At 62.1% G+C, this 12,709-nt stretch carries 15 protein-coding genes and 1 tRNA gene; 5 read left to right on the top strand and 11 right to left on the bottom strand.

Features of this window, described 5'->3' with window-relative positions:
• Nucleotides 1-74: 74 nt before the first annotated feature.
• Together M0639_RS01725 and M0639_RS01720 are read right to left on the bottom strand one after the other, a co-directional pair.
• On the bottom strand, nucleotides 75-2,429 hold the full coding sequence (locus M0639_RS01725; RefSeq protein ID WP_042447716.1) for an MMPL family transporter: 2,355 nt from the start codon (nucleotides 2,427-2,429) through the stop codon (nucleotides 75-77).
• 71 nt (nucleotides 2,430-2,500) lie between these two features.
• Complete coding sequence (locus M0639_RS01720; RefSeq protein WP_007731646.1) at nucleotides 2,501-3,130, bottom strand: TetR/AcrR family transcriptional regulator; 630 nt, start codon at nucleotides 3,128-3,130, stop codon at nucleotides 2,501-2,503.
• Nucleotides 3,131-3,380: 250 nt separating this feature from the next.
• Between M0639_RS01720 and M0639_RS01715 the strand changes: the two genes are divergently transcribed.
• The gene (locus M0639_RS01715; protein WP_020968182.1) at nucleotides 3,381-4,490 is read left to right on the top strand and encodes a GGDEF domain-containing protein; all 1,110 of its coding nucleotides are present in this window, start codon (nucleotides 3,381-3,383) and stop codon (nucleotides 4,488-4,490) included.
• 12 nt (nucleotides 4,491-4,502) lie between these two features.
• On the opposite strand, the gene M0639_RS01710 is transcribed toward M0639_RS01715, so the two are convergent.
• Nucleotides 4,503-4,958 (bottom strand): RrF2 family transcriptional regulator, encoded by a 456-nt coding sequence (locus M0639_RS01710; protein WP_003943908.1) that lies wholly within the window; start codon nucleotides 4,956-4,958, stop codon nucleotides 4,503-4,505.
• Between the two features lie 128 nt (nucleotides 4,959-5,086).
• On the opposite strand from M0639_RS01710, the gene M0639_RS01705 reads away from it, so the two are divergent.
• The gene (locus tag M0639_RS01705; protein ID WP_042921124.1) at nucleotides 5,087-6,028 is read left to right on the top strand and encodes a sterol desaturase family protein; all 942 of its coding nucleotides are present in this window, start codon (nucleotides 5,087-5,089) and stop codon (nucleotides 6,026-6,028) included.
• Here the strand turns inward: M0639_RS01705 and M0639_RS01700 are convergent.
• From M0639_RS01700 to M0639_RS01690, 3 genes are all read right to left on the bottom strand, one after another.
• A complete protein-coding gene (locus M0639_RS01700; RefSeq protein ID WP_050655588.1) occupies nucleotides 5,994-6,332 on the bottom strand; it encodes a DUF202 domain-containing protein in 339 nt (112 codons plus the stop codon). The two genes, M0639_RS01705 and M0639_RS01700, sit on opposite strands and share 35 nt — an antisense overlap.
• A complete protein-coding gene (locus M0639_RS01695; RefSeq protein ID WP_003943804.1) occupies nucleotides 6,333-6,683 on the bottom strand; it encodes a YidH family protein in 351 nt (116 codons plus the stop codon). It abuts the gene before it with no gap.
• 123 nt (nucleotides 6,684-6,806) lie between these two features.
• Nucleotides 6,807-7,490 carry a YceI family protein gene (locus tag M0639_RS01690; RefSeq protein WP_064073560.1) on the bottom strand — a complete coding sequence of 228 codons (684 nt, stop codon included), beginning with the start codon at nucleotides 7,488-7,490 and terminating at the stop codon, nucleotides 6,807-6,809.
• A 246-nt stretch (nucleotides 7,491-7,736) separates the two neighbouring features.
• On the opposite strand from M0639_RS01690, the gene M0639_RS01685 reads away from it, so the two are divergent.
• Entirely contained in the window at nucleotides 7,737-7,910 is a 174-nt protein-coding gene (locus M0639_RS01685) for a hypothetical protein (protein ID WP_003943953.1), read from the top strand.
• Between the two features lie 98 nt (nucleotides 7,911-8,008).
• Entirely contained in the window at nucleotides 8,009-9,496 is a 1,488-nt protein-coding gene (locus M0639_RS01680; RefSeq protein ID WP_231914982.1) for a DUF1254 domain-containing protein, read from the top strand.
• Nucleotides 9,497-9,548: 52 nt separating this feature from the next.
• On the opposite strand, the gene M0639_RS01675 is transcribed toward M0639_RS01680, so the two are convergent.
• The 4 genes from M0639_RS01675 to M0639_RS01660 all read right to left on the bottom strand — a co-directional run bounded on the left by M0639_RS01675 (nucleotide 9,549) and on the right by M0639_RS01660 (nucleotide 11,027).
• Nucleotides 9,549-9,639, bottom strand: a tRNA-Ser gene (locus M0639_RS01675).
• Between the two features lie 56 nt (nucleotides 9,640-9,695).
• A complete protein-coding gene (locus M0639_RS01670) occupies nucleotides 9,696-9,887 on the bottom strand; it encodes a CsbD family protein (protein ID WP_003943869.1) in 192 nt (63 codons plus the stop codon).
• 138 nt (nucleotides 9,888-10,025) lie between these two features.
• On the bottom strand, nucleotides 10,026-10,487 hold the full coding sequence (locus M0639_RS01665) for a nucleoside deaminase (RefSeq protein ID WP_003943976.1): 462 nt from the start codon (nucleotides 10,485-10,487) through the stop codon (nucleotides 10,026-10,028).
• The gene (locus tag M0639_RS01660; RefSeq protein ID WP_003943823.1) at nucleotides 10,488-11,027 is read right to left on the bottom strand and encodes a tRNA adenosine deaminase-associated protein; all 540 of its coding nucleotides are present in this window, start codon (nucleotides 11,025-11,027) and stop codon (nucleotides 10,488-10,490) included.
• Nucleotides 11,028-11,075: 48 nt separating this feature from the next.
• Here M0639_RS01660 and M0639_RS01655 point away from each other — a divergent pair, with 48 nt between their 5' ends.
• Nucleotides 11,076-12,050 (top strand): prephenate dehydrogenase, encoded by a 975-nt coding sequence (locus tag M0639_RS01655; protein ID WP_064073562.1) that lies wholly within the window; start codon nucleotides 11,076-11,078, stop codon nucleotides 12,048-12,050.
• A gap of 26 nt (nucleotides 12,051-12,076) precedes the next feature.
• On the opposite strand, the gene M0639_RS01650 is transcribed toward M0639_RS01655, so the two are convergent.
• The gene (locus M0639_RS01650; RefSeq protein ID WP_073512852.1) at nucleotides 12,077-12,664 is read right to left on the bottom strand and encodes a putative glycolipid-binding domain-containing protein; all 588 of its coding nucleotides are present in this window, start codon (nucleotides 12,662-12,664) and stop codon (nucleotides 12,077-12,079) included.
• Nucleotides 12,665-12,709 lie beyond the last annotated feature (45 nt).

The following is a 12,709-nucleotide window of genomic DNA, read 5'->3' as shown; positions in this document are numbered from 1 at the left end:
GGATATTTCGATACACAAAAACTGCTGTGCGCCTTTATTAACCGCGGGGGGTTAATAAAGGCGCACAGCAGAGATCAAGCAGATGCGGACTGAAGCTCCGCTTCCTTTTCTTCACGGAGGGCCTTGCTGAGCTTCTCACCCTCGATGTCGACGTTCGGCAGAATCTTGTCCAGCCACTTCGGCAACCACCACGCCTTGTCGCCGAGCAGTGCCATGACGGACGGGATGATCACCATGCGCACGATGAAGGCGTCGAAGAACACCGCCGCGGCAAGCGCGAAGCCGATCGACTTGATGAACGAGTTCGGTTCCGCGATGAAGGCACCGAACACGGAGATCATGATGACCGCGGCCGCACTGACGACCCGGGCGCCATGGTTGAAGCCGATGGTCACGGCCTCCTTCGCGCTCGCGCCGTGGACGTACTCCTCACGCATACGCGTCACGAGGAACACCTGGTAGTCCATCGCGAGTCCGAACACCACACCGATCAGGAAGATCGGCATGAAACTCACGAGTGGTTGCGGGTTCGAGATGATGCCCAACCAACCGTGCTGGAAGATCGCCACCGTCGCACCGAAGGTCGCGAGCACGCTGAGCAGGAAGCCGAGCGTCGCCGTCAGCGGAACCAGGATCGAACGGAACACCAAGAGCAACAAGATGAATGCAAGGCCGACGACGACGGCCAGGTAGGGCACCAATGCATCCTTCAGCGTGTCCGAGACGTCGCCTTCGAGTGCGGTCTGACCGGTGATGCCGTAGCTGACGCCGATCGAATCGTTGAGTCCGCCTTCGGCTCCACGAAGGCTGGACACCAGATCCATCGTGGCGGGGTCGGTCGGACCACTCTTCGGAGTGATCAGTACCTGCGCGGTGTCACCGGCCTCGTTGACCCCGACGACCTGTGCGTTCTGGACGTCATCGAAGCCCGAGATGGTCGAGACGACCTCCGCAAAGGCCTCCCCGGCGGGAACGCTGGCATCCTTGGCGTCGACAACGGCGATGAGCGGTCCGTTGCGACCGTCACCGAAGCCCTCGTCGATCAGGTCGTATGCCTGACGCGCACTGGTCGCCGGGTCACCGGTGGCCTCCGACGGCAGTGCCAGGCTCAATCCCGTTGCGGGCAGAGCCAATGCGCCCAGAAGCACTACTCCACCGATCAGCGGCACGAGCGGACGACGGACGACGGCACTGATGAAGCGCAGAGCCAACTTCGGCTTGCCCGAATCTTCGTCTTCGGACTCCTCAGCGCGCTTGCTGAGGAAGGGAATCTTGCCGGCAAAAGCCTTGCGTCCGAACATACCCAGGATCGCAGGCAGCAAGGTCAAGGCGATCAGAACCGCGATCAGCACGGTAAAGGCCGCTGCCGCACCCATATCGGAGAGGAACGGGATGCCGACGACGCGCAATGCAACCAGCGCGATGATGACCGTCAAACCAGCGAATACCACTGCGGAACCGGCGGTTCCGACGGCGCGACCTGCTGCTTCGGCACGGTTGTCGGTAAGGGTGAGCTCATGCCTGAACCTGGACATGATGAACAGCGAGTAGTCGATCGCCACAGCCAGACCGATCATGATCGCCAGCGTCGGAGTCATCGAACTGAGATCCATGAATCCGGTGGCAACCGTGATTCCGAGGCTGCCGATAGCGATACCGATGATCGCGGTGAGGAGCGGAAGCCCCGCGGCCACAAGCGAACCGAACGTGATGGCCAGAACGACTGCGGCAACGGCGATACCGATCAGCTCGGTGACACCACCGGGCATCTCCGCTTCCTGAGCAGCAGAACCACTGACCTGGACGTTGAGTCCCTCGGCCCGACCGACATCGGCTGCGGAGTTGATCGAATCACGCAACGCCTGATCGAGATCGGCGAAGTCACCGCTGAACGGAACCTCGACGTACCCGACTGTGCCGTCGGCACTGAGCGGCGACAACGCACGCGCGTCGTCCACGGCCTGTGTCTCGGAAGTTCCAGCCGCAGCAGCCTTTTCCTTGAACATCGCAACCATGGAGTCGTTGCCGGTAACCGGATTGACCAACGCCTTCGCGGCCTGTTCCGGAGTGGCAGTCGCCGGGTCCACCTTGGCAGAGTCGGCGACCTTGTCGATGCCACGAATACTCGCGAGCATGTCGTCCATGGCTTTGACGTTCGCCGGATCGGCCAGCGTCGTGCCTGCCGGAGCTTGCACTACGTATCGTGCGCTCAGCGAATCCATAGGATTGGGCGCGTCGGGAAAACGCTCCGCCATCAGGTCTTGCGCCTGCTGCGCCGGGGTTCCCGGAATGGAGAACGAATCCTTGGTGGGGCCGGACAGAGTCGCTGCCCCGACGCCCATCAGGACCAGGATTATCAGCCAAACGCTGAGGACCGCGCCTTTTCGCCGGTAGGCGAACTTGCCGATCCGATAAAGATAGGTGGCCACGACGGGCTCCTTGCTGTTTCGGTGCGTGTACGTGGACAGGTATTACGTGTGGGGCTCAGAGACGAGACATCTCAGGGACGCGACATCTCAGGGGCAGGCGGCGGCGCGGGCAACCCGGCACGAATCTGCCGAAAAGCGTCGTGAACCAACTCTTCCGGACTGGAAGCCTCCGACTTTCCGCCAGTCCAGACGTCGATCACCGACTTAGCGGCTCCGCCCACCGCTCCCAGGAGGAGCGTCGGGTACAGGTCCTTCTCGGCGTCGGTACCGGTGCGCTCCGCCAATGCCTGAACGACTGCACGGTTGATCCGCTGATGCATGTCTGCGGCATCCCGGTAGAGCGCGGGACTCGAATCCGACAGCAGCCAGATACTTGCCTTCTCACTCCCACTCGGACCTGAGTCGTTCACGATTTCGACCACAAGTTCTTCGAGGACGTCGAGAATTGGTTCGTCCGCGGGCCGTGACGCAAGCGCCTCGATCCACAGGTTCACCGATTCCTCGAAACTGGCGAGCACTGCCTCCTCCTTGCTGGAGAAGTAGTTGTGGAACGTCCTCGTCGACACTCCGGCCTCGGAGGCGATTGCGTCAGCGGTGACGCATTCGATCCCCAGCGCACGAGCGAGCCGTGCTGCCGCGCCGCTGAGTGCGGCACGGGTTGCTGCCTTCTTGCGGTCACGAAGGCCTTGTTCGATGATCACCCCAACACGGTACCGAACTTGCAGAGCTCTGCAACTTTGCAGAGGTCTGCAATATTGTGCGATCGAACACACGGCACGGAAACTCGAGGCGTACCTCACACTCACGCACGGCAAATGCCTGAACAGCGCGACAGAGAGGGTTGCGAGCAACTCCACCGCCTGACGCCCCCTGCCAAGTTGACGCGTGAATCAACATGGCCTGACATACTTTGCGGTGAATTAACCGCAATTTGCTCGGCGAAGGAATCTGATGGACCCGCTCCTGCACACCTGGCCGGTTTCGTCCACGGTGATGCTGTGGGGATCAAAGTCCGGACGAGGCTCCGTACTACGTCTCGTCCGTCTCACCATCGGGTTCTGCTCACTCAATTTCTCGATCGTGGCGTTCCTGTTTCTCCTCAGCGGAGAGGGCCCGGACGGACCGTTTGCGCGCAGTTGGCTCGTCGGCATTGCGGCCGTCAACCTGATCCCTACGATTCTCTGGTTTGTCGGCCGAATCAGAGGTTCACGCATGCTCAAGCTCTACGGACTGTGGGCGGATCTCGGAACTGCCTCGGTTCTCATCACCTTCACCAGCCATAACGCCGCCCTCTTCGGCGCGGCACTCTTTGTCGCCACCGGCGCCTACTTCACCTATTTTCTCGATTACCGCTGGTTGGCCTTCCATCTCGCCTTTGCCACGACATTTGTCATCGCCCTGACGGTGCTCGGCCTGACGAACGGCGACTACTCGACAACCAGTGTGATCGCACGCACGGACGTCGTCCTGTGTGCCGTGATCTTCATTCCGGCCACAATTCAGTTCACTTGGCGGCAATTACTCGCGCGCGCAACGGGATCCAAAGTGGATGCGCTTACCGGCCTGTTGAACCGACGAGGACTGTGGGACATGTCGGAGCGCATCTGGTCGGTCGCGTCGGCAAATCGTGCCGACATTGCTGTTGCCGTCGTCGACATCGACAAGTTCAAGGCGGTGAACGACACGTTCGGCCACGAAGTCGGTGACGCCGTCATCATCCGGACCGGAACGCGCCTGCAGGCGCATGTGAACGGTTTCGGTTACGCCGCGCGCACCGGCGGCGAGGAGTTCACCGTTGTGATGATCGGTACTCCGTACGGACTTCGCAAACGAATCGCGACGCTCCCCAAAGCCGTGGTGAACGCCTCCGACGACCCCCTGGCCACGGTCAGCGTCGGCGCAGCGACGCTACCTTTCATCCCACATCAGGAAGAGTTCGATTACAACGAGTTCTCCCGAGCAATCGTTGCGGCCGATCATCTGATGTACGACGCAAAATCCGCGGGAGGCAACACCGCGAACACTGCTCCTATGGCAGTTCCGCGTCGACGGGCACACTGAAACCGGGCTGTATCAGCGCCGATTCCACGCCTCGGGATCTGCCGTCAGTTCGTGAATGAACTCGGGCAACTCTCCACCTGCAACATCGGTGAGTGTGACATTTTCGAGCACAGCACGGAGGTTGACTCGCACTGCAATCCACACCTCCTTGAGGGGCGTTGCCGGTCCCCCGTAGTCGACGTCTTCCGGTCGCTGACCCCGAATCGAAGCCAGCGGTCCCTCGACAGCTCGTATGACGTCGGCAATCGTGATCTCGTCCGCGGACCGAGCGAGCCAGTATCCCCCGTCCGGGCCTCGACGGCTGTTGACCAAGCCGCCGCGCCGCAGGTCCGAGAGCACCGCTTCCAGGAACTTGTGGGGTATTACCTGGGATTTGGCGAGAAACTCGGCCTTGGCCGGGTCAGGACCAACTGCCGCGAGCTCGACCAGAGTCCGCACGGCGTAGTCCACCTTCGCGGTGATATGCACCGGCAATTCCTACCATCGTTCTATGAATAGTCGCAACAAACCTGCGAGTTCTTCGCCGCAAAGGGTTCCCTGACGTTACATTTTAATGCATGATGTAACGATCGGAGCTAAAGAACAGGACAAATCACGTGTGGGAAACCCTTCTCGAATCATGGAAGTCACTGCTCGAACCGCTCCATGATCCCGTTACGCTCGCAATCCCCGCGTTTGTCATCTTCCTCGCAATCGAATGGTTCGCGGCCCGTGCGCTCGAAGATCATCCCGACGACGCCGACGGACGCGCACGGCCGGCACAGGGCGGCTACCGAAGCGCCGACGCCAGAACCAGCGTTCTACTCGGACTCGTGTCGATCGCAACGAGCACCTTCTGGAAAGTGCTGGCGCTGATCGGCTATTCCGCAATCTGGGTGTATCTCGCTCCGTGGCACCTCTCGCCGACTGCCTGGTACACCTGGGTGATCCTGCTGCTCGGAATCGACGTCCTCTATTACGCGTATCACCGCATCGCACACCGAGTTCGAGTCATCTGGGCCACACACCAGGCTCACCATTCGAGCGAGTACTTCAATTTCAGCACCGCACTGCGGCAGAAGTGGAACAACAGCGGTGAGATCATCATGTGGCTGCCGTTGCCGTTCCTCGGGATCCCGCCGTGGATGGTGTTCGTCGGCTTCTCCGTCAGCCTCGTCTACCAGTTCTTCGTCCACACCGAACGTGTCGGAAAACTCTGGCGGCCCATCGAATTCATCTTCAACACGCCGTCACACCATCGCGTACACCACGGCTCCGACGCCGAGTACCTCGACCGCAACTACGCCGGAATCCTCATCATCTGGGACCGGATGTTCGGAACCTTCGCAGCCGAAACCCACCGGCCCACCTACGGACTCACGACGCCGGTCGGAACGTACAACATCTGGAAGCTCCAAACGCGCGAATATGCTGCCATTGCTCGTGATTGGAAGGCGTCGACATCGTGGCGGCAGCGAGCCGGCTACGTGTTCGGCCCGCCCGGCTGGGCGCCGAAAGCCGAGGTCACTTCAGCAGAATCCAAAGCCCCGTCGCACTGAGCAGGAGCAGAGCGACCGCGAGAGTTGCTCCCATACCCAAAGCGGGCGTTGCCTTTTCGGCCGAAAACTGGGCCAACCGCCTGGGCCGCGACCGACGTTCGTAGACCGTCACCGCGACGACGAGCACGGCAGCGACGGACGGGCCGATCAGGGCCACCGACCCGAACTGCGGCAACCATCTCAGACAGGCGGCAGACAAGCCGAGGATCGACAGACTCGTACGCACGAACGAGAGCGATGTGCGCTCGGACTGCAAGCCCTTGTCCGGAGGCTTGACACCTTCCGACGGTTCCAGCGCGGTCAATCAGTTCACGACCTCGACCACCAGGACGGTCGCGCAGATCACCAGCACGATGCCGACGACCGGCGCCATGAGCGGCACCGGCAACGAGCGCTCAGTTCGCAGTGCACGCTCGGCGCTGATCCAGTGGACAAAGGAAGTGATGGCGATCAGAGCACCGCCGACGAGCAACAACGCGGCCAAGCCGGAACGAACCGTCGGGTTGAGAATGTCGCCGCCGAACGCTTCGAGTCCGACGCCCGACGCGACGAAGGCCGTTGCAGTGCGGATCCAAGCCAGATATGTCCGCTCATTGGCGAGCGTGAACCGTGGATCGGGGTCTTCGCCCGTTCGGAACGGTCTCCACCGGGGCATCACCTGTTCATTCCGTCCGGGCAGAGATCGCACACTGCCTTCGGAACGGACAAGAAGAAAGGAAGGTCATGTCCTTAATCTTCCCTGCCCGCCCCGAAGCAGTGCGAATCGGGTGGACGTAATTCAGCTCGCGGCGAGTGAGACCAGGAAGTCCACCGAGCCGCTGCCGTCGACGGTGACGAAACCGAGGGACGGAGGCTCGACTCCGAAATCGGTCCAGGTGACCGGAATCGAGCCCGATGCGATCAGCGAATCACCCGAATGCAGCACGGTCATGTCGACCGACACCGGCTTGGACTGACCCTTGAGCGTCAGCGTTCCTGACACCGTGACCGTCGCCGTTGTTCCGTCCGTCGGTACAGCAGACAAGTCCACCGGCGAGTCGATCGTGAACGTCGCCGTCTGATACGTGCTGGTATCCATCACATTGCCCGTGAACTGGCCGTCGCGCCGATCCGAGTCGGTCTTGATGCTTGCCACCTGCACCGTTACTTCGCCGGAAGTGAGCTTTTCACCCTCGACAACCGCGTTTCCGCTCACCTCGCCAGTGGTTCCGACGACGGTCACACTCGATCCGTTGAGAATCTCGTGCACGGTGTACCCAGCTGCCGTCTGGTTGTCCCCCTGCCCGGCGACGACGGTCCATTGCCCGTCGATCGATCCGGACGCCGCCTCCGCGCCCTCAGTGGACACCACGGCCGCCGGTGCATCGTCTTCAGCGATGAACTTCCCGTACGCCCACGGCCCCACGAGCAGGGCGAGTACGACCACAACTACTGCTCCGCCGATCCACCAGATCTTTTTCATGGGCTCGACGATAGTTGCAGCTTCAACAGTTGTCAGGACTTACGACCTGGGAGAACCCTGTGAAAGTGCTCCACGAACACCGAAGGGTGAGCCGCGCCTACAGCCATTAGTAATCATTTGGTAAAGTCGACTGTGCATTCCGGCCCCCAGCCTGGAATGCCTGGGCCGTGCGCATCGAATCATGCATCGATCCCGATGCGCACGGTCTGCCCGAAACACGAATCACACCGATCGAGGGAGCTCGCGATGGCGGACCTGACGCTCCTGACCGACGACGAGTTACGCGAGCGTCGGATCGCCCTCAGTCGATCCCTCACTACCGCAGCAGATTTGATCCCCACCCCGCCACCCTCGTTCTTCGAGAAGCTGAAGCAGGACATCGATGCCGCCGCTGCAGAGTGGATCGCCCGCCGCTCCTGAACGTTCGAATTGCGCACACAGAACCGGTTTTCGATTTCCTCACCGGTTCACCCCGCAAGGGTGATGATGCAGCGGACGGTCACCGGCACCATGACTTCATGGACTCCCCGACCGACTCAATCGCACAAGGTTTCACGCCGGCACACGCTCAACTGGCGAGATCGGCCGGAGTTCCAGCAACGCTCGCCGCTGAGAGTTACGTGGAAGCCCTCGCCCGGATCGTCTATTACTGGGGCTATCCAGCTGTGGACACCTTCGGCCGTACAAACATGTGGGAGATCATGGATGGCAAGACCGGACTCCAACTCGGTCTTCTGCCAGGCGCCGCCAAGAATTACACAGGTGCCCTCACCGACTACATGAGCCCGGCGCAGCGGTGGGTCGTCTCACCCAACAACGACACGATCTACGGCGCAGGATTCGCCGATCTCACCGACGAAACCGCAGTGATACAGACCCCGACCGAGGTACCCGACGGCCATTACTGGACTATCCAGATCGTCGACGTGCTGACCAATGTGACTCACCAACTTGGTTCGGCGACAGGCACTCCCAGCGGAAAGTTCCTTCTGGTCGGACCTGATTGGGATGGCGAGTTGCCGGAAGACTTCCTCGATGTGCTTCGATCACCGACGAACGTGGCTGGTGTCTTCCCTCGCAGTTTCGCAGCACGTTCCGAGGCGTCCAAGCAGCAGGCGCGGTCGGTGCTCGACCAGATCGGCATGTACCCGTTCAGCGAGGATCGACCCGGCCCGCGGTCCTTCGGCTACGAGGCCCACGCCGCGAACTCGATCTACCCTCAGGGCGTCACCGCCGAAATGTTGGCGGCCGATCCCGACGCCAGTCGACCTCAATGGGTGAAGCCGGAATCTTTCTGGACCGATCTTGCAGCAATGCTCGATTTCAACCCGACCATGGGCGCAGCAGACACCCCGATGGCTGATCAAGCCAAGACGCTTGTCGCACTGCATCGTTCGGACAAGTCGTACCGAGCGCTGCTCGACCGCGCCGCGCTCCGCGCCGACGTCGCCCTCCATCAATCGGCGAGCTACGTCCAAACCGGGGTCGACGCAGGCAACGGATGGCAACGGCAACGCAACAGTGGCCTGTGGGGCACCGACTGGTTCGGACGGGCGCTCGCGGCCGTCATCTACATTTACGTCAACGACTTTCACGAGGCTGTCTACCTCATCCGGGGTACCGACCACGACGGAGCGTTGCTCCACGGCCGCGAGCGGTACACCATGACCTTCACAGAAGACGCACTCCCACCCGTCGACCGCAGTCGCGGCGGCTTCTGGTCTCTGACCATGTACGACAAGGACGCATTTATGCTCGCCGACGCACCCGGTAACCGCGTCAACCTCGGCACCGTCAATCTCGACGCGGGCGATCTCGTCTTTCGTGACGGGAAGCTCACCTTGCACCTGTCTCACGACGAGCCGACCGATCCGGATGCTCGTGCCAACTGGCTACCCGCTCCGCACGACGAATTTCGACTGATCATTCGCAGCTATGTCCCCGACAAATCAGTCCTCGATGAAACCTACCGATTCCCCGACGTCGTCCGAGCAACGGGACTATAGGCGCCACCAAGCACAAAAAAGCTCCCCACCTGCGTGAACAGGTGGGGAGCTTTGGCGGTGGCGGAGGGATTTGAACCCTCGGACGGGGGTTACCCGTCACACGCTTTCGAGGCGTGCTCCTTAGGCCGCTCGGACACGCCACCGTTGGTGACTTTACCGGATGGAGTGCCCGTGGCTGAAATCGCCAGGTGGAGCGGTATTACGTGAGCTTGTCCTTGATGCTGGAAGCGGCGTCCTTGACCTTCTCGCCTGCATCCTTGACGGCCGATTTCACCTGGTCGCCCTTGCCTTCGTTTTCGAGGTCCCGGTCACCGGTAGCGCTGCCAGCAGCTTCCTTGGCCTTGCCCCCGAGGTCTTCGGCCTTGTTCTGAGCCTTGTCTGCGATTCCCATGAGTACTCCTCTGTGAACGCGAACGAATCGCCTTCCGACGATCCGCCGATGCCCTGACGGCATCTGCCTCCACCATGCCCTCGATTGATGGATCCGGCTACCCGAGTGTGCGATCACTCTCGATGGGGAATACCGAATTCAGGCCCGCTGCTCGCGGAAGAAATCTTCCAAAAGCCCAGCGCATTCGTCCTCGAGGACGCCGCCGCGCACCTGCGGCCGATAGGTCAATCTTTTATCTCGAACTACGTCCCATAATGATCCGACGGCTCCGGTTTTCGGCTCCCACGCCCCGAAAACGACCCGAGAAACCCGGGCGAGGACCAGAGCGCCCGCACACATCGTGCATGGCTCGAGGGTCACGGCAAGCGTCGCACCTTCCAGGCGCCAGCCGTCACCGTAGGTTTTTGCGGCAGCACGCAACGCGAGGATTTCGGCGTGCGCGGTCGGATCGGACGACGCTTCCCTGGCATTGGAGGCCCGAGCAACTTCGACGCCGTCTGCGTCGAACACCACTGCCCCGACCGGGACGTCTGCGTCGGAGGCGGAACGTGCGGCCACGATGGCCGCACGGATCATGCGCTGATCGTCAGCGAGAGTCATCTAGCGCGGGAGCTTGTCGAGCGCTGCGCCGAACTCGGATGCGAACCCGAGTCGCTGCGCGATCATCCCCAACTGCTCGTCCGGATAGAGATCGGTCTCGGCCGCGATGACGGCGAGCACGGGTTCCGGCAGGCCCAGATCGGCCAGCACGGACAGATCGCCCTCTTCCCAGGGTTCGACATCGTCGAGGTCGTCCGGGTCGATGTCGGGGATCTCGATGTGCAAGGCGTCGAGGACATCGGCTGCGATGTCGTAGTCGATGGCGGCGGTCGCGTCGGAAATCAGCAACTGCGTGCCCGACGGCGCCGGACGCAACACGATGAAGAACTCGTCGTCGACGTCGAGAAGACCGAAGACGGCACCCGAACTTCGCAGCTCACGCAGCTGCGTTTCGGCGGCCGAGAGCGAGGTCAACGCGTCGGGCGTCAGTGCCTTGACCGTCCAACGCCCCTCTTCACGGACCACCGCGACACCGAAGCCTTCAAGCTCCTCCGACTGGTTCGAAGAGGCGCTCTTGTTACCCGCGCGCTGTGCACCCATGGCGCAACGGTAGCCCGCCTGGTGCCAGTGAGTGAAGTCCGAGCATCGATGTGCCAACCTGAACTCGTGTCTGCGATCGATTCCGCCCCACCAGTCTGCGTTCTCGGCCTCGGATTGATCGGCGGTTCGCTACTTCGCGCCGCCGTCCGATCCGGCCGCCAGGCGTGGGGTTACAACCGTTCCAGCGAGTCCGCCGACGCGGCCCGAGCCGACGGTTTCGACGCCGACACCGATCTGGTTTCAGTGCTGCAGAGAGCAAACGAAAGCGGCGCGATCATTGTGATCGCCGTGCCGATGCCTGCCGTCGACGCCACCTTGGAGGCAATCGCCGCGCATGCGCCCGACAATCCGATCACGGACGTCGTCAGCGTCAAGGGTGAAGTGAAGGCCGCGGTCGAACGAGCGGGCTTGAGCGCCAAGTTCGTGGGCGGTCATCCGATGGCGGGGACGTCAGCTTCGGGTTGGGCGGTCGGGGATGCCGATCTGTTCGTCGACGCGGTATGGGTTGTTGCCACCGACAACGGCGTCGACGCAGATGTGTGGTCGCAGGTCGCCGACCTCGCGCTCGACTGCGGCTCGGTGGTAGTGCCGGCCGAATCCCTCGAGCACGATCGAGCAGTCGCGCGAATCTCGCATCTGCCTCACCTGCTCGCGGAAACGCTTGCGATCACCGGAGCTGCCGGCGGCGAACTGGCTCTCGGGCTGGCTGCCGGATCATTTCGCGACGGCACCCGCGTAGCCGGGAGCGCTCCTGGCCTGGTGCGGGCGATGTGCGAGGGCAACCGCGACGCCCTGCTGGTCGCGCTGGACGAGGCGCTCGACCTTTTGCAGGGTGCACGTACCGATCTGCTCGACAACGGCTCGACGGCACGATTGGTGGACGCAGGGTTCGCGGCGCGCGGCGCCTACGAGTCGCACGAGCGGTGGGACATCGAAGACGTTCAGGCCGGAGAACCCGACTGGATCAACCGGATGCGAGACGCCGGTCGACGCGGCGGCGTCATCCGGCGATCCGCAACCTAGAACTACGCAACCTAGAGATACGAAACCTAGATACGAGTTGCCAGACCCGGGTAGTCGAGGACAAAGCCTTCGGTATCGACGGACAACGTCGAGCTGGACACCGGGGACAGCACACTGATTCCGTCGGCGCCGGAGCTGTAGGTGATGGTCGCACCCTCGACGCGCAGGTCGAGGAGATTGACGTAGACGACCGGGACCTCGGCGTCTTCGATGTCGTTCTGCAAGCCGACGCGGCGGATGGGCAGCGTGTTGAAGAACGGGCTGAGGATCACGTCGACATCGAGTGCGCCATCGAACGCAGAGCGCTGGTGACTGGCGCCGTTCTCGACCATCCAGGTGCCTTCTTCGTCCCGGCTGATCGACATCTGACGCTCACCGGCGGCCAGGGCGGTCCGCACGGACAACCGGCGGGTGATGCCGGCCTCGTCGGTGACCAGGTCGTACGACGCGCTGAATGCCGGGTGCTCACTGCAGGCTCCACCGATGATCCGGCCGGAAGCCTTGATGCGATTTCCGTTCAGCTGCACACGAACAGACTCCATACGAGGAGCGTTGTGGGCCTGCCAGGTCAATACCGCGGGCCAGGACGCGTCACCGGAAGGTTGGATGCTCACCCGACCACGGTAATGGACGAACGGGCACGGAGCACCGCTGGTTCG

Source organism: Rhodococcus qingshengii JCM 15477, from assembly GCF_023221595.1.
Taxonomy (GTDB): Bacteria; Actinomycetota; Actinomycetes; order Mycobacteriales; family Mycobacteriaceae; genus Rhodococcus_F; species Rhodococcus_F qingshengii.
Note: the sequence above shows the minus strand (reverse complement) of the source record. Positions and strands in the feature narration are given on the sequence as shown.